General features: G+C 70.5%; 20 protein-coding genes and 2 tRNA genes. 17 read left to right on the plus strand and 5 right to left on the minus strand.

The features are described from left to right. Nucleotides 1-24 precede the first annotated feature (24 nt). Nucleotides 25-1,752 (plus strand): DUF4012 domain-containing protein, encoded by a 1,728-nt coding sequence (locus tag QNO14_RS06950; protein WP_257506127.1) that lies wholly within the window; start codon nt 25-27, stop codon nt 1,750-1,752. 1 nt (nt 1,753) lies between these two features. Here QNO14_RS06950 and QNO14_RS06955 read toward each other — a convergent pair whose 3' ends face one another. Then, complete coding sequence (locus tag QNO14_RS06955; protein ID WP_257506128.1) at nt 1,754-3,475, minus strand: bifunctional 3'-5' exonuclease/DNA polymerase; 1,722 nt, start codon at nt 3,473-3,475, stop codon at nt 1,754-1,756. Between the two features lie 12 nt (nt 3,476-3,487). After that, nucleotides 3,488-4,219 (minus strand): zinc ribbon domain-containing protein, encoded by a 732-nt coding sequence (locus QNO14_RS06960; RefSeq protein ID WP_257506129.1) that lies wholly within the window; start codon nt 4,217-4,219, stop codon nt 3,488-3,490. Nucleotides 4,220-4,272: 53 nt separating this feature from the next. On the opposite strand from QNO14_RS06960, the gene QNO14_RS06965 reads away from it, so the two are divergent. The 7 genes from QNO14_RS06965 to QNO14_RS06995 all read left to right on the plus strand — a co-directional run bounded on the left by QNO14_RS06965 (nt 4,273) and on the right by QNO14_RS06995 (nt 12,092). Further along, nucleotides 4,273-4,344 (plus strand) — tRNA-Val (locus QNO14_RS06965). Between the two features lie 168 nt (nt 4,345-4,512). Then, nucleotides 4,513-7,242 carry a pyruvate dehydrogenase (acetyl-transferring), homodimeric type gene (aceE, locus tag QNO14_RS06970; RefSeq protein ID WP_257506130.1) on the plus strand — a complete coding sequence of 910 codons (2,730 nt, stop codon included), beginning with the start codon at nt 4,513-4,515 and terminating at the stop codon, nt 7,240-7,242. An 8-nt stretch (nt 7,243-7,250) separates the two neighbouring features. Further along, a complete protein-coding gene (locus QNO14_RS06975; protein ID WP_257493488.1) occupies nt 7,251-8,471 on the plus strand; it encodes a PucR family transcriptional regulator in 1,221 nt (406 codons plus the stop codon). Between the two features lie 85 nt (nt 8,472-8,556). Continuing rightward, a complete protein-coding gene (locus QNO14_RS06980; RefSeq protein ID WP_257506153.1) occupies nt 8,557-9,468 on the plus strand; it encodes an ACP S-malonyltransferase in 912 nt (303 codons plus the stop codon). Further along, nucleotides 9,468-10,472: a beta-ketoacyl-ACP synthase III gene (locus QNO14_RS06985; RefSeq protein ID WP_374113960.1), complete on the plus strand. Its 1,005-nt coding sequence runs from the start codon at nt 9,468-9,470 to the stop codon at nt 10,470-10,472. Before QNO14_RS06980 ends, QNO14_RS06985 begins: the two co-directional genes overlap by 1 nt. 79 nt (nt 10,473-10,551) lie before the next feature. Beyond that, on the plus strand, nt 10,552-10,800 hold the full coding sequence (locus QNO14_RS06990; RefSeq protein WP_257493486.1) for an acyl carrier protein: 249 nt from the start codon (nt 10,552-10,554) through the stop codon (nt 10,798-10,800). A gap of 53 nt (nt 10,801-10,853) precedes the next feature. Further along, on the plus strand, nt 10,854-12,092 hold the full coding sequence (locus QNO14_RS06995; protein WP_257506132.1) for a beta-ketoacyl-[acyl-carrier-protein] synthase family protein: 1,239 nt from the start codon (nt 10,854-10,856) through the stop codon (nt 12,090-12,092). Between the two features lie 148 nt (nt 12,093-12,240). On the opposite strand, the gene QNO14_RS07000 is transcribed toward QNO14_RS06995, so the two are convergent. Further along, nucleotides 12,241-12,744 (minus strand): DUF3145 domain-containing protein, encoded by a 504-nt coding sequence (locus QNO14_RS07000; protein ID WP_257493484.1) that lies wholly within the window; start codon nt 12,742-12,744, stop codon nt 12,241-12,243. A 208-nt stretch (nt 12,745-12,952) separates the two neighbouring features. Between QNO14_RS07000 and QNO14_RS07005 the strand changes: the two genes are divergently transcribed. The 3 genes from QNO14_RS07005 to QNO14_RS07015 all read left to right on the plus strand — a co-directional run bounded on the left by QNO14_RS07005 (nt 12,953) and on the right by QNO14_RS07015 (nt 15,077). Beyond that, on the plus strand, nt 12,953-13,588 hold the full coding sequence (locus tag QNO14_RS07005) for an ABC transporter ATP-binding protein (RefSeq protein ID WP_257506133.1): 636 nt from the start codon (nt 12,953-12,955) through the stop codon (nt 13,586-13,588). Continuing rightward, entirely contained in the window at nt 13,585-14,862 is a 1,278-nt protein-coding gene (locus QNO14_RS07010) for a hypothetical protein (protein ID WP_257506134.1), read from the plus strand. Before QNO14_RS07005 ends, QNO14_RS07010 begins: the two co-directional genes overlap by 4 nt. A 92-nt stretch (nt 14,863-14,954) precedes the next feature. Further along, nucleotides 14,955-15,077 carry a hypothetical protein gene (locus QNO14_RS07015; RefSeq protein ID WP_257506135.1) on the plus strand — a complete coding sequence of 41 codons (123 nt, stop codon included), beginning with the start codon at nt 14,955-14,957 and terminating at the stop codon, nt 15,075-15,077. 93 nt (nt 15,078-15,170) lie between these two features. Here the strand turns inward: QNO14_RS07015 and QNO14_RS07020 are convergent. Then, nucleotides 15,171-15,244 (minus strand) — tRNA-Ile (locus QNO14_RS07020). 75 nt (nt 15,245-15,319) lie between these two features. Here QNO14_RS07020 and QNO14_RS07025 point away from each other — a divergent pair. From QNO14_RS07025 to QNO14_RS07035, 3 genes are all read left to right on the plus strand, one after another. Continuing rightward, on the plus strand, nt 15,320-15,511 hold the full coding sequence (locus tag QNO14_RS07025; RefSeq protein WP_257506136.1) for a hypothetical protein: 192 nt from the start codon (nt 15,320-15,322) through the stop codon (nt 15,509-15,511). Beyond that, nucleotides 15,504-17,765 (plus strand): alpha-L-rhamnosidase, encoded by a 2,262-nt coding sequence (locus QNO14_RS07030; RefSeq protein ID WP_257506137.1) that lies wholly within the window; start codon nt 15,504-15,506, stop codon nt 17,763-17,765. The genes QNO14_RS07025 and QNO14_RS07030 overlap by 8 nt, the downstream gene beginning before the upstream one ends. Nucleotides 17,766-17,925: 160 nt before the next feature. Next, on the plus strand, nt 17,926-19,515 hold the full coding sequence (locus tag QNO14_RS07035) for an amidase (protein WP_257506138.1): 1,590 nt from the start codon (nt 17,926-17,928) through the stop codon (nt 19,513-19,515). A gap of 169 nt (nt 19,516-19,684) precedes the next feature. Here QNO14_RS07035 and QNO14_RS07040 read toward each other — a convergent pair whose 3' ends face one another. Next, nucleotides 19,685-20,695 carry a DMT family transporter gene (locus QNO14_RS07040; RefSeq protein WP_257506154.1) on the minus strand — a complete coding sequence of 337 codons (1,011 nt, stop codon included), beginning with the start codon at nt 20,693-20,695 and terminating at the stop codon, nt 19,685-19,687. A gap of 46 nt (nt 20,696-20,741) precedes the next feature. On the opposite strand from QNO14_RS07040, the gene def reads away from it, so the two are divergent. The 3 genes from def to QNO14_RS07055 all read left to right on the plus strand — a co-directional run bounded on the left by def (nt 20,742) and on the right by QNO14_RS07055 (nt 22,126). Beyond that, nucleotides 20,742-21,308: a peptide deformylase gene (gene def, locus QNO14_RS07045; RefSeq protein ID WP_257493478.1), complete on the plus strand. Its 567-nt coding sequence runs from the start codon at nt 20,742-20,744 to the stop codon at nt 21,306-21,308. Between the two features lie 69 nt (nt 21,309-21,377). After that, entirely contained in the window at nt 21,378-21,863 is a 486-nt protein-coding gene (locus QNO14_RS07050; RefSeq protein ID WP_257506139.1) for a DUF2975 domain-containing protein, read from the plus strand. Continuing rightward, nucleotides 21,863-22,126 (plus strand): helix-turn-helix domain-containing protein, encoded by a 264-nt coding sequence (locus QNO14_RS07055; protein ID WP_257506140.1) that lies wholly within the window; start codon nt 21,863-21,865, stop codon nt 22,124-22,126. Before QNO14_RS07050 ends, QNO14_RS07055 begins: the two co-directional genes overlap by 1 nt. Nucleotides 22,127-22,150: the final 24 nt, after the last annotated feature.

Here is a 22,150-nt window from a genome sequence, read left to right on the forward strand (position 1 = left end):
CGCCGGACCGTTCCGGTGCGCGGGGTGGTGTGGGCGAGCGTCGTGATGCTCTGCCTTCTCGTCGTCGGACTGGGCTGGGCTGCCGTGCGCGTCGCCGGCGCCGGACTTGCTCTGTCGGACGCTGCGGAGACGGCGCGCCAGCTTCCCCGCGCGGTCGCCGCAGGCGACCTCGACGCGACGCAGGGGCTGATCGACGAGGTGTCGGCCACTGTCGACCGAGCCGCGCAGGCTGTGAGCGACCCGGTCTGGGGCGTCGCCGAGACGATGCCCTGGCTCGGTGACGACGTCAGCGCCGTCGGGGTGATCACGGAGCACGGGCACGCCCTCACCACCGCAATCGCCGAGCTGCGCGCTGTCGCCGCAGAGCTCGTGCGCCCGCCGGGCAACGGCGCTGTGGTCGACGTCGTCGCCCTCGCGGATGCGCACGACGCGCTGGCGATCGCTGCAGATGCCGCCACGGCTGCCCGCGCTGAGATCGACGCCGTGGAATCGGCGGGCCTGATCCCGCCGATCGCGTCGGGCGTACGGTCGCTGCGGGACGTCCTCGACCAGGCGGAGCCCAGCCTTCAGACGGCGGCGGCCGTCACGGGCGTTCTCCCTGGGGTCCTCGGCGCCGACGGGCCGCGGACGCTGCTGGTCATGCTTCAGAACAACGCCGAGCTGCGCACGGGCGGCGGGATCACGGGGTCCTTCGCGCTGCTGACCGCCGACCGCGGTGCCCTCACGCTGCACGAGCAGGCGGACTCGAGCCAGTTCCGTCGGCAGAGCGAACCGATCATGGCGGTGCCGGAAGGGACGACTTCCCTCTACGGCGACGACGTCGCGCGCTTCGTGCAGAACGCGTCGATGACCGCCGACTTCGCCGTCACCGGGGCGCTCGCGTCGGCGTGGTGGAGCGGACGCACCGGCACGGCACCGGATGCCGTGCTGTCGCTGGACCCGCTCGTCGTGCGCGCCCTGCTCGAGGCGACCGGACCGATCCCCCTCGCCGACGGCAGCGAACTGACCGCGGAGAACCTCGTCGATCGGCTGCTGGTTCAGCCGTACGTCCACCTGAAGGCCGACGAGCAGACGGTTTTCCTGCAGGGCGTCACCGATGCGCTCTTCGCCGCCTTGACCGCACGCAGCATCGACCCACTCGTCTGGGCGCGCGCGCTGGCGGAGCCCGTTTCGGCGGGGCGACTCTCGCTGTGGAGCCCCGACGCCGGGGCCCAGGCCGCGCTCAGCGGCACGGTCCTCGGGGGCGCCGCGGCACGCCACAGCGCTGCCGGGCCCGACGCGTTCGCGGTGTACTTCAACGACACCACCGGCGGCAAGATGGACGTCTTCCTGCAGACGGCGATCGAGGTGCAGGCGTCATGCCGAGCCGACGGCCGTGCGGAGGTGACGGTCGCCCTCGTGCTCGACAGCGAAGCGCCCGTGGATGCCGGACAGCGCTTCCCCCCGAGCGTCACGGGCGGCGGGCTCTGGGGGCTGCCCCCGGGTCAGATCGGAACGATCGTCTCCGTCTCGGCGCCCGACGGCTGGTCAGCCGCGGGGGTCCAGCGCGACGGCGCGCCGCAACCCTCGGTCGAAGCGGATGAGGCCGGCTTCGCGACATCGGCCGCAGAGCTGCGACTGGATCCGGGACAGACCGGCACGCTCGTCTTCCGTTTCGTCGGGCCCGTCCAGAGCGAGGTGCAGCCCCGCGTGCTCCACACGCCGACGGTCCACGCGCCGACGATCGCGATCGCACCGGCGACCTGCGGGTGACTCAGGCCTTCTGCGCGGACTGTGCGATGCGCACGTCGAGCGGGAAGTCGATCGGGAAGGTGCCGAACAGCAGACGCCCGGCGGATGCCGCCGCCTCGGTGACCGCGTGAGCGGCGGCATCCGCCTGCGCGGCGGGAGCGTGCACGATCACCTCGTCGTGCAGGAAGAAGGCCAGGTGCGCCCGGCGGCCGAAGGCAGGGCCCGACCGCGGCGCCGCATCGTGCGGCGGCACCGCCGGCAGAGCCGCGAGTCTGCCGCGCAGGTCGGCCAGCCACGCCAGCGCCCACTCGGCCGCGGTGCCCTGCACGACGAAGTTGCGGGTGAAACGGCCGCGGTCCCGTGCCCAGCGGCGGGCGCGGGTCTCGTCCACGCCGGTGGCTTCGGGGTCGCCGGCCTGCCCCTGCGCCGCGCGCCACACCGCGGACGGCGGCGGCGAGGTGCGACCCAGCCGGGTGGCGACGATGCCGCCCTCCTCCCCGGTGCGGGCGGCGTCGTCGACGAGGGCCATTGCGCGCGGGAACGTGCGGCGCAGCGCCGGGACGAGCCGGCCGCTGTCGCCGGTGGTCGCCCCGTACATGGCGCCGAGCATGGCGAACTTGGCCTCGGACCGCGTGGCCACGGCGCCACGGTCGACGATGCCGGCGTACAGATCCCGCCCGCGGGCAGCGTCCGCCAGCGCGGTGTCGCCGGCCATGGCCGCCAGCACGCGCGGCTCGAGCTGGGCGACGTCGGCGACCACGAGCACCCAGCCGGGATCGGCCCGAACGGCGTCACGCAGCTGGCGTGGCAGCTGCAGCGCGCCGCCGCCCGACGAGGCCCACCGGCCGGTGACGACTCCGCCGGGAACGTAGACGGGGCGGAACCGGCCGTCGTGCACCCACTCGTCCAGCCACGCCCACCCGTTGGCGCTCAGCAGTCGTGCCAGGCGCTTGTACTCCAGCAGCGGCGCGATGGCCGGGTGGTCGTACTGGGCCAGCTCCCACTTGCTCGTCGATGAGGCGAGCACCCCGACCCGGTGCAGCGCCCGCAGCAGCTTCGGCTGCGAGTCCAGGGCCGCCGTCGGGTCTCCGAGCGCCTCCCGCACCCGGGCTGCGGCGCGTTCGAGCTCACGCGGCTGGCCGCCCGCCGCCGGGCGTGGCCCCAGCAGGTCGGTGAGGATGCCGTCGTGGGCCGCCTCGTCCCATGGCAGCCCCGCCGCGCGCAGCTCCGCGGCGACCAGCGCGCCGGCGGACTCCGCCGCCAGCAGCAGGCGCAGGCGGCCCGGTTCGGCCGCGCCCGCGAGCGCCTCCCGTTGGCGGGCGAACTCGGCGAGGGTGGCGTCGAGGGTCTGCGGCAGGCTGGGCGCGGATGCCGTCTCGAGCTCGAACAGCGTCGGTGCGGGGTCGCCCGCGTCGGGGGCCGCGGCATCCCACTCCCCCGCTGCCCGCAGCGGGGCCGGATCCGTCACATAGAGGCTGTCGCGCAGGATCGCGTGAGACAGGCGCAGATCGTGGCAGCGCGCAACCCGCACACCTGCGGCGAGCAGGCCGTCGTACCACGTCGGGGTGTCGCTCCACACCCAGCGCGGTGCGTGCGCCGCCTCGGCGTCGGCCACCCACGACGCCAGGTCGATGACGGCGATGCGGGCGGTCTCGCCGCCTTCGTCGTTCAGCAGTGCGGCGGTGATGCCGTGGGCATCACGGCCGACGGCGATCCACGTCGGCGACGACTCAGCGCCGGGCACCGACAGCGCCGGTCACAGGCCGGACTCCTCCGTGCGCACGAGAATGCAGCCGCACTCCGGGCAGGTGACGACGGCGTTCTCCGGGGTCTCGCGGAGGGTCTGCAGGTCGGTGCCAGAGAGCACCATGCGGCATCCCTCGCAGGTGCCGCGGCGCAGCAGGGCGGCACCGGTCGAGCGCGTCGCGGTGCGCTCGTACAGGGCGACCAGATCTGCCGGCAGCGCCGCGACGATGGCCGCGCGGTCCCGTGTCGCCTGGTCGTGACGCGCCGTCGCGTCCGCGACGACTGCCTTCGCCTCGTCAGAGAGGCGTCCGCCCTCCGCGTTGATCTCCGCCATCAACGCTTCCTGCTGGGCGACAGCCGCCTCGCACTGCTCGAGGCGCTCCATCACCTCGAGCTCCGCGTCTTCGAGGGCGATCTTGCGCCTGGCGAGCGACGCGATCTCGCTTTCAAGTCCCTGCGCCTCCTTGGCGTTGGCGCTGGATGCCAGCCGTCCGGCATCCCGGTCGCTGCGCGCCTGCACGACGGCGACGTCGGACTCGATGCGCGCCAGTTCGGTGCGGGCGTCGTCGCGGGCGCCCAGCAGTCGCGACAGCTCCTGCGAGTGCGCCTGGCGCTGCGCGAGCAGCTCCTTCACCCGGGCCGCCTGCGGCGGGTTGCGGCGCAGACGCTCCGCCTGCGCGATGCGGGCATCGAGTTCGGCGAGGTCGAGGAGTCGGCGCTGGTCGGCGGGGCTGGCGTTCACCCCTTCAACCTACCGCCCGAGCGGCGCCCCCACCGAGGCCTAGGATGGCTGATGGCCGGTTGGCGCAGCGGTAGCGCAGCTCCTTTACACGGAGAAGGTCACCAGTTCGATCCTGGTACCGGCCACGAAGCGGCTGTGGCAGTCACACCGTCGCGGACTGCACCACTGATGCACGCGCCCAGGGCGCACCGAGTGGGTAGGCTGAACGCTGGCGCTTTGTGTCGTGCGGACAACGTCCGCGCGATCCGCGCCGCGAATACCTGGCACGATCTGCCATACGAGAAAGGTCTTCCGTGACTGTCAACGATCAGGATCCGTACTCGCAGGAGGCCCTCGACAGCGACCCGGAGGAGACCTCCGAGTGGCAGGAGTCGCTCTCGCAGCTCGTCGACGCCAAGGGCTCCGGCCGCGGCCGCGAGATCATGCTCAGCCTGCTGCAGAAGTCGCACGAGCTGCAGCTGAACGTGCCGCAGGTGCCGACCACGGACTACATCAACACCATCGCGCCCGAGAACGAGCCCGAGTTCCCCGGTGACGAGGAACTCGAGCGCCGGTACCGCCGCTGGATCCGCTGGAACGCCGCCATCACGGTGCACCGCGCGCAGCGCCCCGGCATCGGCGTCGGTGGCCACATCTCGACCTACGCCTCGTCGGCGTCGCTGTACGAAGTCGGGTTCAACCACTTCTTCCGCGGTCTCGACGACCCGACCGGCGGCGACCAGGTCTTCATCCAGGGTCACGCCTCCCCCGGCATCTACGCGCGGTCCTTCCTCGAAGGCCGCCTGAGCGCAGAGCAGCTGGACGGGTTCCGCCAGGAGGCGTCCAAGGCGCCCCACGGCATCCCGTCGTACCCTCACCCTCGCCTCATGCCGGACTACTGGCAGTTCCCGACCGTGTCGATGGGCCTCGGGCCGATCAACGCGATCTATCAGGCGATGACGAACAAGTACCTGACCAACCGCGGAATCAAGGACGCCTCCGGCTCGCACGTGTGGGCGTTCCTCGGCGACGGCGAGATGGACGAGGTCGAGAGCCGCGGACAGCTGCAGGTCGCAGCCAACGAGGGCCTGGACAACCTGACGTTCGTCATCAACTGCAACCTGCAGCGCCTCGATGGTCCGGTGCGCGGCAACGGCAAGATCATCCAGGAGCTCGAGAGCTTCTTCCGCGGTGCCGGCTGGAACGTCATCAAGGTCGTCTGGGGTCGTGGCTGGGACGAGCTGCTGCAGCAGGACGACGAGGGCGCACTCGTGCGCCTGATGAACACCACCCCCGACGGCGACTTCCAGACCTACCGCGCCGAGGACGGCAAGTTCATCCGCGACCACTTCTTCGGTCGCGACGAGCGCACCGCCAAGATGGTCCAGGACTGGTCCGATGACGACATCTGGGGCAAGCTCCGCCGCGGCGGACTCGACTACCAGAAGGTCTACGCCGCGTACAAGACCGCACTGGCGCACAAGGGCCAGCCGACGGTCATCCTGGCGAAGACCATCAAGGGCTACGGTCTGGGTCACCACTTCGAGGGCCGCAACGCGACCCACCAGATGAAGAAGATGACCCTCGAGGACCTCAAGCACTTCCGCGACTCGATGCGCATCCCGATTTCGGACGCGCAGCTCGAGGAGAACCCGTACCTCCCGCCGTACTACCACCCCGGCATGGAGGACGACACGATCCGCTACATGGTGGAGCGTCGTCGCAACCTCGGCGGATTCCTGCCCGAGCGCCGCACCACCCACGTGCCGATCACCCTCCCCGACGACAAGGCCTACGCGCTTCCGAAGAAGGGCTCCGGTACGCAGGAGATCGCCACGACCATGGCGTTCGTGCGACTGCTCAAGGATCTGCTGCGGGCCAAGGACTTCGGCCACCGCATCGTGCCGATCATCCCCGACGAGGCCCGCACGTTCGGCATCGACGCGTACTTCCCGACGGCGAAGATCTACAACCCGCACGGGCAGAACTACACCTCGGTGGACCGCGAGCTGCTGCTGGCGTACAAGGAGAGCCCGCAGGGCCAGATCCTGCACGTCGGCATCAACGAGGCCGGTGCCGTGGCGGCGTTCACGAACGTCGGCACGTCGTACTCGACGCACGGCGAGCCGCTCATCCCGGTCTACGTCTTCTACTCGATGTTCGGCTTCCAGCGCACCGGCGACGCCCAGTGGGCTGCGGGCGACCAGATGGCCCGTGGGTTCATCATCGGCGCGACCGCCGGCCGCACCACGCTCACCGGCGAAGGCCTGCAGCACGCCGATGGTCACTCGCCGCTGCTGGCATCCACGAACCCGGCCACGATCTCCTACGACCCGGCATTCGGGTACGAGATCGCGCACATCGTGCGCACGGGACTCGAGCGCATGTACGGCGGGAACCACCCGGATCCCAACGTCATGTACTACCTCACGGTGTACAACGAGCCGTATGTGCAGCCGGCCGAGCCCGAGGGTGTCGATGTCGAGGGCATCATCCGCGGCATCCACCGCATCTCGGTGGGTGAGGGCGAGGGCCCCCGCACCCAGCTGCTCGCCTCGGGCGTCGGTGTGCCGTGGGCGCTCGAGGCGCAGAAGCTGCTCAAGGACGACTGGGGCGTGATCGCCGACGTGTGGTCGGTCACCTCGTGGTCCGAGCTGCGTCGTGACGGCCTGGCGGCCGACGAGCACAACTTCCTGCACCCCACGGAAGAGCCGCGCACCGCCTACATCACCGAGAAGCTGCGCGACGCGCAGGGTCCGGTCGTGGCGGTCAGCGACTTCATGCACGCCGTGCAGGACCAGATCCGGCCCTGGGTGCCGCAGCGTTTCGCGACGCTCGGCGCCGACGGCTTCGGCTTCTCGGACACCCGCCCCGCGGCGCGCCGCTTCTTCAAGATCGACGGCCCGTCGATCGTGGTGCGGACGCTCCAGGCGCTGGCGCAGGAAGGCGTCGTGGACCGCGGCCTCTCGGCTCAGGCGATCGACAAGTACCGTCTGTACGACGTCACCGCCGGCACCAGCGGCAACGCGGGCGGCGAGAGCTGATAAACCGCATGGCCTCACCACCGACCGCGTCCGAGAAAGCGGAGACGCTCGCCTGGCTCAGGCGGGTCTCGGGCGACCTGGCCTCGGCGACCATCAAGCGACTGGAGGACACGCTCCCCTGGTACGCCGAGATGCCGCCGGCGCGACGGTCGGCGGTGGGGCTCGTCGCCCAGGCCGGCATCACGTCGTTCATCCAGTGGTACGAAGACCCCACGTCCACTCCCTGGATCGCCGCCGACATCTTCGCCGCGGCTCCCCGTGAGCTGTTGCGGAGCGTGAGCCTGACGCAGACCCTGCAGCTCATCCGAGTGACCGTCGCGGTCACCGAGGAGCGGGTGGCGGGACGCGACGAGGACCTGCGGGAGGCGATCCTGCTCTACTCGCGTGAGGTCGCGTTCGCCGCCGCCGACGTCTACGCCCGTGCGGCAGAGGCCCGCGGCCTCTGGGACGCGCGGCTCGAGGCGCTGGTCGTCGATTCCATCCTCACCGGTGAGACCGACGAGGAACTCCCCAGCCGCATCGCCGCCCTCGGCTGGCACGGTCACGGCGAGGTCGCGGTGCTCGTGGGCACGACGCCGCCGCAGTTCGACGTCGACCAGGTGCGGCGCACCGCGCGCAAGCTCGACGTCGACGTGCTGATCGGGGTGCAGGGGTCGCGCCTCGTGCTCGTCATCGGACGCTCGCACCCCGCCGGGCGCGAGGAAGCACCCGAGAACGAGCTTCCGTTCCCCGAGATCGCCCAGCGCCTGGAGCCGTGCTTCGGCCCGGGCTACTTGGTGCTCGGCCCCGCCGTTCCGGCGCTGGTCGAGGCGAGCCAGAGCGCTCGTGCCGCGTTGGCCGGCTTCGCCGTCGCCCGCGCCTGGCGCAACGCGCCGCGCCCCGTCGAGGCCGACGACCTGTTGCCCGAGCGTGCGTTGGCGGGCGATTCCGTCGCCAAGCAGACGCTCGTGGAGCGCATCTACCGGCCGCTGCAGGCGCACAGCCCGGATCTGGTCGCGACGCTGTGGAGCTACCTCGACAACGGGCGCTCACTCGAGGCCACGGCCCGTGAGCTGTTCGTGCACCCGAACACCGTCCGGTACCGGCTGAAGCGCGTGTCGGACGTCATCGGCTGGGACGCGACCGGGCCGCGCGAGGCGCTCATCCTGCAGACCGCGCTCATCCTCGGTTCGATCGGGACGGATGCCGCGCGTCGTCGCCCAGCCCCTCACCGTCGACCGCACGCGTGAGCTGTAGGGCCAATACAAGGCATTCGGCGATTCTTTTGACGTGTTCGCCAGATCGCCGGTCATTCTTGTTGGCAGGATGGATCAAGTGATCATCGCCGTCTTCCCCGGTCAGGGCTCGCAGACCCCCGGGTTCCTCTCCCCCTGGCTTGAGATCGACGGCGCACGCGAGCGCCTCGCCGCCGCGTCCGACGCGGCGGGCGTCGATCTCGTCGCCGCCGGAACCGAGTGGGATGCCGACCGCATCCGCGACACCAGCGTCGCCCAGCCCCTCATCGTCGCCGCCGGCCTGCTGTCGTGGGAGGCGCTGCTCGCCGCGGCGCCGTCCCCTCCCGCGGGCGTCGCCGGCCACTCCGTGGGTGAAGTCGCCGCCCTCGTGGCATCCGGTGTGCTTTCCTTCGACGACGGTATGCGCCTCGTCGGCATTCGCGGGCGTGCGATGGCGGATGCCGCGGCGCTCGAGCAGACCGGTATGAGCGCGGTGCTCGGTGGAGACCAGGATGCCGTCCTCGCGCGGCTGTCGGAGCTCGATCTCACCGCCGCGAACCACAACGGCGGCGGACAGATCGTGGCCGCCGGCGCGCCGGCGGCACTGGCCGAACTGGCCGCGGAACCCCCGAAGGGAACCCGCGTGATCCCGCTGCAGGTCGCGGGGGCCTTCCACACCCGCTACATGGTGCCGGCCGTTGAGACGCTGCGCACCGCCGCCGCTGACCTGAAGCCCGCGGACCCCGCGCTCACCCTCTGGACCAACCACGACGGCACCACGGTGACCGGTGGCCGTGAAGCGCTCGACCTGCTGGTGGCCCAGGTCGCCTCGCCGGTGCGCTGGGACCTCTGCATGGCGTCGTTCGCCCACCATGGGGTGACGGGCATCATCGAGCTGGCCCCGGCCGGCACGCTGACGGGTCTGGCGAAACGGGCGCTGCGGGGCGTTCCGACCGTGGCAGTGAAGACCCCCGACGATCTGGGCCCTGCGGCGGCCCTCTTGGGAGCATGATGATGAGCGCGACCCTGAACCAGGCCACCGGCCCCGCCCACACCCGCATCTACGCCTACGGCGCGGCGCGGGGCGAGGTGTCGGTGCCCAACGACGACCTCGTGGGGCCCATCGACTCGAGCGACGAGTGGATCCGCCAGCGCACCGGCATCGTCACCCGCACCCGTGCCGTGCCCGGGACCACCGCGGTCGACCTCGCATCCGACGCCGCCGCCGAAGCCGTCGCCCGCTCGGGCGTCGACCCGTCGCAGATCGATGCGGTGATCGTGGCGACGGTGTCCAACCCGAAGCAGACGCCGTCGGTGTCGGCCATCGTCGCGGATCGGATCGGAGCGAACCCCGCAGCCGCGTACGACGTGAACGCCGCCTGCGCAGGCTTCGCCTACGCCGTGGCCCAGGCCGACGCGCTGATCCGCGCCGGCGCGGCGCACTACGCCGTTGTCGTCGGCGCCGAGAAGCTCAGCGACATCGTCGACCCCACCGACCGCTCGATCTCGTTCCTGCTCGGAGACGGGGCCGGCGCGGTCGTCGTCGGACCGAGCGACTTCCCCGGGATCGGCCCGACCGTCTGGGGATCCGACGGGTCCAAGGCCGACGCCGTCGGGATGAACCACACCCTCGTGGAGTTCCGCGACGGAGCCGCCCCGTGGCCCACGCTGCGTCAGGAAGGTCCCACCGTCTTCCGGTGGGCGGTCTGGGAGATGGTCAAGGTCGCGCGTCAGGCGCTCGAGGCCGCCGGTGTGACGGCGTCGGATCTCGCCGCCTTCGTGCCCCACCAGGCCAACATGCGCATCATCGACGAGTTCGCCAAGCAGCTGAAGCTGCCCGAGTCCGTCGTCATCGCGCGCGACATCGAGACGACGGGCAACACCTCCGCGGCATCCATTCCGCTCGCCACGCATCGGCTGCTCGAAGAGCACCCCGAGCTGTCGGGCGGTCTCGCGCTGCAGATCGGCTTCGGCGCCGGTCTCGTCTTCGGCGCGCAGGTGGTCGTGCTCCCGTGAGCGCGCCGACCGCGACCCTAAACTGAACAGCGGCCCGCCGGGCCGACGATCCCCGTCACACCTAAGAACAGGAGCACCCATGGCTTACACGAACGACGAGGTCCTCGCAGGACTCGCCGAGCTCATCACCGACGAGACCGGCATCTCTGCCGACGAGGTCGCGCTCGAGAAGTCCTTCACCGACGACCTCGACATCGACTCCATCTCGATGATGACGATCGTCGTCAACGCCGAGGAGAAGTTCGGCGTCACGATTCCCGACGAAGAGGTCAAGAACCTCAAGACCGTCGGCGACGCCGTCACCTACATCACGTCCAACCAGGCCTGAGCCGGCACCGGTGGGGGCTGCGGCCCCCACCCGCTGGCGTGGAGGAACCACACATGAGCAGCCCCCGCATCGTCGTCACCGGGATCGGCGCGTCGTCGCCGATCGGCGGCACCGCGCCCGAGAGCTGGTCCGCATTGCTGGCCGGTGCCTCCGGCGCGCGCACCCTGGAATACGACTGGGTGGAGGAGTACCAGCTGCCCGTGACCTTCGCGGCACAGGCCGCGGTGCGCCCCGACACCGTGCTGGCGCGGCCGGTGTCGAAGCGGCTCGATCCGGCGTCGCAGTTTGCGATGGTGGCCGCCATGGAGGCCTGGGAGGACGCCGGGGCCCCGGAGGTCGAGCCCGAGCGCCTGGGCGTGGACTTCGCGACCGGCATCGGCGGTGTGTGGACCCTGCTCGACGCCTGGGACACGCTGCGCGAGAAGGGGCCGCGGCGGGTCATGCCGATGACCGTCCCGATGCTCATGCCGAACGCCGCTGCAGGCAACCTGTCGCTGCACTTCGGCGCCCGCGCCTACGCGCGCACCGTGGCCAGCGCATGCGCGTCGAGCACGGAATCCCTCGTGAACGCTGTGGAGCACATCCGGGCCGGGTATGCGGACGTCGTCATCGCGGGCGGCACCGAGTCGGCGATCCACCCGATCACGGTCGCCTCGTTCGCTTCGATGCAGGCGCTGTCGCGCCGCAACGACGATCCCGCTACGGCTTCGCGGCCCGCGAGCGTCGACCGTGACGGCTTCGTCATGGGCGAGGGCGCGGGGGTGCTCATCCTCGAGACCGAGGAGCACGCCAAAGCGCGCGGCGCGAAGATCTACGCCGTCGTCGCGGGCGGCGGCGTGACCGCCGACTCGTACCACATCACCGCCAACGACCCCGAGGGCAAGGGCGCCGCGCGCGCCGTGTCCACCGCGCTCGCCCAGGCGGGCGCCTCCCCCGACGACGTGACGCACATCAACGCGCACGCGACGTCCACTCCCGTGGGCGACCCGAACGAGTACCAGGCGCTGCGAGCGGTCTTCGGCGATCGCGTCGACGAGATCCCGGTGTCGGCGACGAAGGCATCGACCGGCCACCTGCTCGGCGGCACCGGAGCGCTCGAGGCGATCTTCACCGTGCTGGCGCTGCGGGACCGGGTCGCGCCGCCCACCATCAACCTCACTGAGCAGGACCCCGCCGTGCCCTTCCGGCTGTCGGGAGAGCCGATGCCGCTCGGCGACGGCGACCAGCTCGCGATCAGCAACTCCTTCGGCTTCGGCGGGCACAACGCGGTCGTCGCGTTCCGCTCGGTCTGACGTCACAAACGCCACGCCCCCGGATGCTGTCACTGACGGCATCCGGGGGCGTTCCGCGTCTCAGGGAGGGGACGCTCTCCCAGCCCCCGGGAATGATCACCGAGGTCCGGTACTGGCGCCGCGTGCCCTGGGATCCGCGGCGGGGGTCTCATCCCACCTTGTGCAGCCACACCACCGATACGTCATCGCCGGCGTGGCGGAAGGGTTCCAGCTCTTCGTCCCAGGCGGAGCCGAGCGCGACCTGCAGCTCGTGCTGCAGCTCGATCGGGTCACCGGCGGCCACTTCCATCGCGTAGCGCACGCGATCCTCGCCGATGACGATGTTGCCTGCCGTGTCGGTCTGGGCATAGTGGATGCCGAGCCCCGGCGTGTGCAGCCAGCGGCCGCCGTCGCTGCGGGGCGTCGGGTCCTCGCTGACCTCGAAGCGCAGGTGCTCCCAGCCGCGGATCGCGGTGGCGAGGGCAGCCCCGGTTCCGGCCGGCCCTTCCCAGTAGAACTCCGCGCGGCGGCTGCCGGCCAGCACCGGCTGGTCGGCCCATTCGAAGCTGACCGCGCGACCGAGCGCGCGGCCCACTGCCCACTCGAGGTGCGGGCACAACGCCCGCGGCGCTGAGTGAATGTAGATCACTCCGCGCGCCTGTGGTGTCGCCATGATCTCTCCTTCGTCAGGTACGTCTTCCCCTACGACCTGATGCGGAGCACGGCTTTTTCGGTTGTGTCGCCATTATTCCCGAACCGCACGCCGAATCACAAGTGTGTAACTAATCCGAGCCCGCGCGCGCCGGGCGCGCCGCCGCCGTGACCGCCAAGGCAGAGTCTCGACACCGGTGCACGGGATGAGGATCCGAGTCTGCAAGAGTATGGGCGTGATCGACGTTGATGACGTGCGCGTGACGGCCGGTGACCTCACACTTCTCGCGGCCGTCTCAGCGACGGTGCAGCGGGGTGAGGCGCTGATCGTGCGTGGTCGGAACGGGTCCGGCAAGTCGACGTTGCTGCGGGTGCTGGCCGGGGCGTGCAGGCCGTCGAGCGGAACGGTGCGGATCGACGGCGAGAGCGTGGCCGAGCGAGACCCGGGTTTCCGCCGGAGGGTCGCCGCGATGATCGGGCTGCCGCCGATGGCTCCCGATCTCACGGTCTCCGACCATGTCCTGCTGGTGGCGAGCACGTGGGAGCCTGACGCGAACGCGGCATCCGAGATGGCCCGTGACGTGCTCGAGGAGCTGGGACTCGCCCGACTGGGTGAGCGGTTCCCGCATGAGCTGTCTTCCGGGCAGACGCAGCTGTTCGGTCTTGCGCTGGTACTCGTCCGCCCGTTCGACGTTCTCATCCTCGATGAGCCGGAGCAACGGCTGGACCCCGAGCACGTCGAGTCGGTGATCCGCGTGTTGCGCAGCCATCGGGACCGGGGCGCGACGCTCGTGATCGCCACACACAGCTCCGTGATCGCGGAAGCGCTGGCTGGAGCCACCGTCCTGTTGGATGCCGCCGCATGAGCCTGCGGTCACGGGCGGCGGTGCGCGTCTGGCGTACCCGCAACGCTCGCATGGTCGGTGACCGCGGGTACCTGGCGTACCTGGTGGTCATGGTCACCCTGGTGGTGGCGGCACCTCTCGCACGCGCGGTCTGGTTGAGCGTGGCCACCGCGGACGGAGTCGCGCTGCTGGCTTCCCGCGATGCGCCCGACGTGACCGGGGTCGGCGTTGCGGCGCTGTGGGCAGGCGCCCTGCTGCTGGGCGGTCGGCGCGGTCCGGTCCTGCGTGCGCCCTTTCTCACGTACGCTCTCGCCACGAGCGACCTACGGCGGTCTGACGCTTTTCGCGGCCCCCTGCTACGCGCCGGCGCAGTGGCGACGTCGTCGACCACGGTCATTGCCGGCGTCGTCGGCAGCAGCCTCCTGGCGCACGACCTGGCTGATCCCCTCGCCGTGCTGGGATTCACCGCTGCAGGGGTCATGGTCGGGGTCATCTCGACCGTCGCCTGGCTCACGGGGCAGGTGTTCCCTCGTGTCGCAATCCCGGTAGCGCTGGGCATCATGGCGCTGGGGGCAGCAGGCGTCGCGGTGCCCGAGATGCGGACGTTCACGCCGTGGGGGTGGGTGGCGCTGGCCTACCCCGGCGGTCACGCGCCGACCGCTCTTGCCGCGCTGTGCGCGACGGTCGTGGCGCTCGTCGCCGCGGTGCCGATGATGATGAATCGACTCAGCCATGCGCAGCTCGCCGCGCAGGCCGCGCGCTGGGATTCTGCGACCATTCACGCCGCCGGCATGGACTTCAGCACAGCCGCCGCCGTCTACCGGCCGCGGCCGCACCTGGGTCGACGCGTCCGCGCCGTACGGCCGGCGGGCTGGCAGCCGGCGACGTTCGTCATGCGCGATGCGATCGGAGCGGCGCGCACGCCAGGCCGGTTGATCGTCGGCATCCTTTCTCTCGTCTGCGCCGCAGTGTTCCTCACTCTCGCGTTCGCCCCCGGCGCTCCCGGGCTCGTTCTCGGCGCGACAGCGGGCGTGGTCCTGTTCGCAGGTCTGGGGCCGGTGACGGACGGACTGCGCCACGCCGTGTACGTTGCATCGGACTATTCGCTGTACGGGATCAGTGACGAACACCTGCTGCTGAACCATCTCCTCTTCCCGCTGGTCATGGCCGTCGTGGTGGTCACGGTCGCTGCATGGATCTGCGCCACGGCCGCCGCGATCGGGCTCATCCCGCCCGTTCTGGGTTCCCTCGCGCTGGTGCTGCGACCCTGCTCGCGCGGGTCGGAAACGCCCTGAAAGGCCCGCTCCCGCCCGGGCTCCTCGCACCGGTCGCGACGCCCGTCGGTGACGCCGGCGCCGCGATCCGGCTCATCTGGGCGCTGGATGCCGTGCTGGCCGCAGCGGTGGCCGGGGTCGCGGCGGTGCTCGTGATCGAGGCACCCGCGTTGCTCGTCGGCGTGGCCATCACCCTGTTCGGGGTCGCTTCTCACCGCTGGCGTCGGCGGGCGTGACTCGCGCGAGCCGCGGAGTCAGACGGCTGATCCGGATGCTGAAGCGGCCAGCCGTCTCATCCGCGTCTGCTCGCGGATGATCGAGTCCTTCTGTAGGGCGGGTGGGACTTGAACCCACGATCGTCGGGTTATGAGCCCGCTGCCTTGACCAGCTTGGCCACCGCCCCCTGACGTAGACCTTACTAGCCTCGGCGGACTCTCCCGCTGCTCCGGCGCCCTCGTCGCCCGGTGGGGCCGGGGCGGTGGCGCTCATCACCCCGCCGCTCGCCGCGGCGGGACCGCAGGTGCTGTTCATCGCGATCACGATCGGATCTGCGGTGGCGGTGGCGCTGGCGCTGGCGATCGGTATGTTCTGGATTCCGAGGATGCGCCGCGTCGACGACTTCGATCCGGAGTCCGCCGCAGCTCGAGCACGAGGAGAGTCCCTTGTCTGACGTTCCCTTCACCTTCATCGCGCCCGCCGAGCGCGGCCCCCTCCGCCGCGTCGTGCAGCTGCGGACGTCGTTCGACCTCGACGCGGACCACGGGCCGGTGACGCAGGCGACGCTCGTGTTCACCGCGCTCGGCGTCGTAGAGCCGTACGTGAACGGCACCGCCGTCTCGGCTGCCGTGCTCACTCCCGGCTGGTCGGCGTACGAGTGGCGGCTGCGCTACGCCGAGGCATCCGTCCGGGGCCTCCGCCCGATCGGAAACACGCTGCTGCTGCGGCTGGCTCCGGGGTGGTACGCGGGGCGCCTCGGCTGGTCTGGACTCGAAGCCGCCTACGGCGACCGCACGGCTGCGGCCGCCCGCCTCGAGATGCTCTTCGCCGACGGGCACCGCCAGTGCGTGCAGACGGACACCGGCTGGCAGTGGAGCCCTGATCGCACCCAGTCCGCGGACCTGTATGACGGTCAGGTCATCGATGCCCGGGTCGGTGAACCACGGCAATGGGGGCCGGTCGAGCAGATCCCGTCTCCGGACGCCGACATCGTGCCCTACGTGGGACCGCCGGTGGTGCGGCACGAGACGATCACGCCCGTCGCGGTGTGGCGGTCGCCCGCAGGGCGCCTGCTCGTCGACTTCGGTCAGAACCTCGTCGGCTGGACGCGCCTGCGAGTGCGCGGCGAGTCAGGCGACGAGGTCGTGATCCGCCATGCCGAGGTGCTGGAGGGGGAAGAACTCGGCATCCGGCCGTTGCGCAGTGCGCAGGCCACCGACCGCTACATCCTCTCCGGTGCGGACGACGAGTTCGAGCCCACCTTCACCTTCCACGGCTTCCGCTACGCGGAGGTCGAGGGGTGGACGGGCTCGGATGCCGATCTGCGAGAAGCGATCCGTGCGGTCGTCGTCGGATCCGAGATCCGTCGCACCGGCAGCTTCCGCACGTCGCACGACCTGCTCAACAAGCTGCATGAGAACGTCGTGTGGGGCACGCGCGGCAACTTCCTGGACGTGCCCACCGATTGCCCGCAGCGCGACGAGCGGCTGGGCTGGACCGGTGACATCGCCGTGTTCGCCCCGACTGCGGCCTTTCTCTTCGACGTGCAGGACTTCCTCTCCGACTGGCTGCTCGATGCGCAGGCCGAGACGGCTGCCGCCGGCGGCATCGTGCCGTTCGTCGTGCCGGATTCGCTCAAACGGGAAGCCGGCGACGTGACCCGTCCGCGCTTCGGCTCGACGCTGCCCACAGCGGTGTGGGGCGACGCGGCCGTGTGGGTGCCCTGGGCTCTGTATCAGCACGACGGTGACCGCGGGCGGCTGCGCTCGCACATGCCGCTCATGCGCATGCACGCCGACGCGATCGACCGCACGCTCTCCCCCGGGGGCCTCTGGGATGCCGGTTTCCAGTTCGGCGACTGGCTCGATCCCGCCGCTCCCCCGGAGCACCCGGGCGCCTCACGCACGCCGAAGGCCCTCGTCGCCACTGCCAGCGCGTTCCGCACCTTCACGCTGGTGGCGGCGGCGGCCGATGCGCTCGGCGACGCTGAGGCGGCCGAGCACTTCCGCACGAGGGCCGCCGACGTGCGGAGAGGATTCACGCAAGCCTTCGTCGTCGACGGGGTGCTGCAGCCGTCGACCGCGACCGGCTGCGCCCTCGCGATCGCCTTTGGCCTCGTCGACGGCACCGCGCGCACGCAGATCGGCGATCAGCTGGCCGACATCGTCCGTGCGAATGGTCACCGCATCGGCACCGGTTTCGCCGGCACGCCCTATGTCACGGAGGCTCTCACCATCACGGGCCACCTCGACGACGCCTACGCGCTGCTGCTGCAGACGGAGTGTCCGTCGTGGCTCTACCCGGTGACGATGGGAGCCACCACGGTGTGGGAGCGCTGGGACTCGATGCTGCCCGACGGCAGCATCAACCCGGGCGAGATGACGAGCTTCAATCACTACGCCCTGGGCGCCGTCGCCGAGTGGCTGCACCGCACGGTCGGCGGCATCGCGCCCGCCGAGCCCGGGTACGCCCGGGTGCTCGTCGCGCCGCGCCCGGGGCCCGGGATCGACCATGCCGAGACGTCGCTCGACAGCACGGCGGGTCCCATCGCAGTCGCCTGGCGCGTTGCGGACGGAGCCCTGTCGCTCACGGTGGATCTGCCGACGGTCGGCATCCTGCGCCTCCCTGGGACCGACGATCTGGAGCTGGCGCCGGGGCATCACGACCTGTCCCGGCCGTGGGACGCACAGCGGCACAGCGTGCTGTAGAGCCGCGAAACGCGCCCCTCGGGGTGGCGCGCGCGCGGTTTACCTGCCCGAATCACTACGTAACTTTCGGGGTGGTCGCGGTTGCAACACTGACGTTGCCCACAATCACCTACCGAGGAGTAACCATATGTACCGCAGACGACTCTCGCCTCGGCCCGGGATGAGGCGAGCGACTTTCGCGTCCGTCGCGGGTCTCGCCGTCGTAGGGGTGACCCTGACCGGGTGCACAGCCCCAGACGAGTCGGCTCCCGCGCCGGCGGCGGCACCCTTCGAGATCGAGGAGACGACGATCGCGGAGATCCACGCCCACCTCGCTGAGGGCGATTTGACCTGCGTGGACCTCGTGCAGGGCTATCTCGACCGCATCGACGCGTACGAGCACAACGGGCCGCGCCTGCACTCGATCATCACGGTCAACGATGCGGCGCTGCAGAGAGCCGCTGAACTCGACGAGGCGTATGCCGACGATGCGGAGGCGGCGGGCTCGCTGCATTGCGTGCCCGTGCTGCTCAAAGACAACTACAACACCTTCGATCTCCCGACGTCCTCCGGCAATACGGCTCTGGCGGACATGGTCTCGGCGCGCGACGCCTTCGCCGTCGCGCGCATGCGCGAAGAAGGGGCGATCTTCCTCGCCAAGACGAATCTGCAGGAGTTCGCTCGGGGCGGCGACAGCATCAGCAGCCTCGGTGGACAGGTGCTCAACCCCTACGACCTGACGCGCACCGCGGGGGGTTCCAGTGGGGGAACAGGCGCGGCCATCGCTGCCAACCTGGGCGCGGTCGGCACCGGCAGCGACACCGGCCAGTCGATCCGCTCCCCTGCCTCGGCCAACAGCCTGGTCGGGGTCCGGCCCACGCGTGGCCTCGTCAGCCGCAACGGAGTCGCGCCCAACAGCTACACGCAGGACGAGATCGGCCCCATCACCCGCACAGTGGAGGATGCCGCGCGCGTGCTCGAGGTGATGGCGGGGTACGACCCCAACGACCCGATCACGGTCCTCGGCGTCGACCACGTGCCGGCCAGTTACGTGGACGGCCTGGACGCGCACGCCCTCGAGGGCGCGCGCATCGGCTTGCTGACCGACCTGCTCGGCACGGACGAAGCACTTCACGGCGAAGTGAACGACGTGGTCGATCGGGCCGTTGAGGAGATGGAAGAGCTCGGCGCCGAGGTCGTGCGGTTCAGCATCCCGAACTGGGCAGAGCTGTCGTCCAACGTGGCCACCGCCGTGTACGAAGCGGAGCCTGCGATGGCCGCGTACCTGGCCGAGGTCGGCAGTGGCGCGCCCTACTCGACGCTGGCAGAGATCGCTGCGACGGAGTCGGCCGTTCCGGATGTCCAGAAGTCGCTGCAGGAGGAACTCGCCGTCGGCGAGGGGATGGCCTCGCCGGAGTACTTCGAGAAGACCGCTAACCGTGAGTCGCTGAAGCTGGCGGTGCTGCAGGCGATGGCGGAGCACGACATCGACGTCATTCTGTATCCGCTGCAGAAGCGTCTGGTGTCGAAGATCGGCGAGCCGCAGGCAGAGCGCAACGGCGTGCTGTCCAACGGAACCGGCATGCCGGCCATCACGTTCCCCGGCGGCTTCTCGTCAGCGACGGCGGACGCACCGCTGGGAGTGCCGATCGGCGTGGAGCTTCTCGGTCCCGACTTCAGTGAGCAGATGCTGTTGAGCTACGCGTACGCCTTCGAGCAGGCGACCAGCATCCGCAAGGCACCGGAGAGCACACCGGCACTTCAGGACTGATCACCACTCGGCGACGGCCGGCCTCGGATCGAGGCCGGCCGTCCGTGTCGATGACGACCCCCGCAGGCCGGACGGGACGTGACCGCACGATCGTCGGGTCACGACCCGCCGTCTTCACCGGCGTGGCCACCGCTTCTGTCGTCCGGGCCCTACCGTGGGTGGCGCGGGGTCAGGCGAGCGGACCCTTGCCCTCGCCGGGGTCCGGGCTCGCGGAGCTTCCCCTCTTGATGGGAAGCTCCTGGCTCTCGGAGACGACCTGCGGGTGGTAGCGGGCCAGCGTTGCCACGCCCCACACCGCAACAGCGCCGGCGACGGCGAACATCACGAAGCCCCAGACCGGCACGGCGGCACCTTCGCCGAGCACGAGAAGGCCGATGAGCACAGCGACCATCGGGTCGACGACCGTGAGGCCTGCGATCACCAGGTCGGGCGGGCCCGATGAGTATGCGGTCTGCACGAAGTAGGCGCCCAGCGCCGTGCCTGCCAGCAGCGCCACGACGCAGAGCACTGTCAGCCACTCGAAGTCGCCCGCCTGAATGCGCTTGATCACGATCTTGGCGAGGGTCGCGACGAATCCGTACACGATCCCCGCGGCCAGGATGTAGAACAGCGCCCGGATGCCGCGACGGCGCCTCACCATCAGCCACGAGACGACGAGGACCGCCGCGACGATCACGAGGATGATGAGTACCGTGATCAGCTGGCGGTTCGTGACGGTCTGCTCGACGGCGAACAGTGCCGCGACGATCACGAACCAGAAGATGCCGCCCACGCAGGCGATGATCGCCATCAGCGACCTGCGGGTGGGAGCATGCCCGGTCACACGCGCATTGAGCAGTGTGGTGATGACGAGCGCCACGGCGCCCAGCGGCTGCACGACGATCAGCGGCGCGACGGTCAACGCGCCGAGCTGGCAGACGATGGCGAGGCCGAGCATGAGCGTCCCCACCACCCACGAGGGCCGCGCGAGCAGCTGTCGCAGCTGACCCCCGGTCAACCCCGTCGAGCCGTCCTTGCCGCTGAGACGCTCGACCTTCTCGACACCCCGATGCTGGTACTGGGCACCGAACGACATGAAGACGGCGCCGGCGAGCGCCAGCGGGATTCCGAGCAGCAATCCGGGGTTGCGGAAGACGCCGACCAGCTGGTCGCCGACGTCTTCGATACCCACCGCCCACATCACCCCTCGACAGTAGCGCCAACGCCTTCTCGGTAGGCTCAAGGACGTGGCTGTTCTACCGATTCGCATCATGGGCGATCCCGTCCTGCACTCCCCCGCTGCCCCCGTCGAGGAGATCACCGACGAGGTGCGTCAGCTGGTGGCCGATATGTTCGAGACGATGGATGCCGCGCCCGGCGTCGGCCTCGCGGCACCGCAGGTGGGGGTGTCCCTGCGCATCTACACGTACACGTACGAAGACGACGACGGGCAGCCGTGGCGCGGTGTGATCCTCAACCCCGAGCTGTGGATGCGGCCCCTGGAGCCCGGCTCGCCCGACCCCGACGCCGAGTCCGAAGGGTGCCTGTCCTTCCCCGGTGAGCGGTTCCCGCTGCGTCGGTCCGACGAGGTCCTCGTCACCGGGATGGACCTCGACGGGGCGCCCGTGCGCATCCAGGTCGACGGGTGGCGCGCGCGCATCATGCAGCACGAGTTCGATCACCTCGACGGCATCCTCTACGTCGATCGCCTCGACGACGGCGACTGGAAGACCGTTCAGAAGATCGCCCGCAAGCGCGGCTGGGGGCGCCCCGGGGTCAGCTGGATGCCGGGAGTCGACGACCTCGACGCCTGACCCTTTCGCTCCTGGATGCGTAGAGCTATCGTATTTCGATAGATATGTATCGAGGCTCGGAGGTGTGCGATGGGTACTCTCGTGATCGGTGCGCTCCGTGTGGTGCTGGCTGTCTCCTTCGCCGGAGCACTGTTCGTGCAGGCCGTGATGGTTCCTCTGCTGTGGGTCGACCTCGAGGGGGCGCCCGACGCCGCGCGTGTGACGGCGGTCGTGATCGTCGTGCTCGGGATCATGACCCTGCAGGTGTGCGCCGTGTGCATCTGGCAGCTGCTCTCGATGGTGCGCCGCGGGTCCGTCTTCTCGTCACGGGCGTTCCGCTACGTGGATGTGATGGTCGGTGCGATTCTCACCGCAGCGGTGCTCGTCTTCGCGCTGGCGGTGCTCTTGGCTCCGGGAGAGGTGGCGCCCGGCATCGTCGGGCTGATCTGTGGGGCCGCACTGGTGATCGGCGGTGTCGCGTTGGTGGTCTACGTGCTGCGGATGCTGCTGGCGCAGGCCGTCGAGCGCGAGGCCGAGGCGCGGCGGCTGCGGTCCGAGCTGAGCGAGGTGATCTGATGCCGATCTTCGTCGACATCGACGTCATGCTCGCCCGACGCAAGATGCCGGTCGCGGTGCTCGCCGAACGCGTGGGCATCACGCCGGCGAACCTCGCCGTGCTGAAGAACGGACGTGCGAAGGCGGTGCGCTTCACCACGCTCGAGGCGCTCTGCCAAGCCCTCGACTGTCAGCCGGGCGACCTGCTGCGGTGGGAGCCGCAGGGCGCGGTCGACCCTCCGCCGCACGCAGAAGGGGAAGCGACCGCCGACGCGAGGACGTGACCTGCCTCATCCGCTGCACCGTCG

The organism is Microbacterium sp. zg-Y625 (assembly GCF_030246925.1).
GTDB classification, from domain to species: Bacteria; Actinomycetota; Actinomycetes; order Actinomycetales; family Microbacteriaceae; genus Microbacterium; species Microbacterium jiangjiandongii.

Coding starts and splice junctions, on each gene's coding strand:
- QNO14_RS06975 (WP_257493488.1), top strand. CDS start 7,251: ATGGCCTCACCACCGACCGCGTCCGAGAAAGCGGAGACGCTCGCCTGG.
- QNO14_RS06985 (WP_374113960.1), top strand. CDS start 9,468: ATGATGAGCGCGACCCTGAACCAGGCCACCGGCCCCGCCCACACCCGC.
- QNO14_RS06990 (WP_257493486.1), top strand. CDS start 10,552: ATGGCTTACACGAACGACGAGGTCCTCGCAGGACTCGCCGAGCTCATC.
- QNO14_RS06995 (WP_257506132.1), top strand. CDS start 10,854: ATGAGCAGCCCCCGCATCGTCGTCACCGGGATCGGCGCGTCGTCGCCG.
- QNO14_RS07000 (WP_257493484.1), bottom strand. CDS start 12,744: ATGGCGACACCACAGGCGCGCGGAGTGATCTACATTCACTCAGCGCCG.
- QNO14_RS07005 (WP_257506133.1), top strand. CDS start 12,953: ATGGGCGTGATCGACGTTGATGACGTGCGCGTGACGGCCGGTGACCTC.
- QNO14_RS07010 (WP_257506134.1), top strand. CDS start 13,585: ATGAGCCTGCGGTCACGGGCGGCGGTGCGCGTCTGGCGTACCCGCAAC.
- QNO14_RS07035 (WP_257506138.1), top strand. CDS start 17,926: ATGAGGCGAGCGACTTTCGCGTCCGTCGCGGGTCTCGCCGTCGTAGGG.
- QNO14_RS07040 (WP_257506154.1), bottom strand. CDS start 20,695: ATGTGGGCGGTGGGTATCGAAGACGTCGGCGACCAGCTGGTCGGCGTC.
- QNO14_RS07050 (WP_257506139.1), top strand. CDS start 21,378: ATGGGTACTCTCGTGATCGGTGCGCTCCGTGTGGTGCTGGCTGTCTCC.
- QNO14_RS07055 (WP_257506140.1), top strand. CDS start 21,863: ATGCCGATCTTCGTCGACATCGACGTCATGCTCGCCCGACGCAAGATG.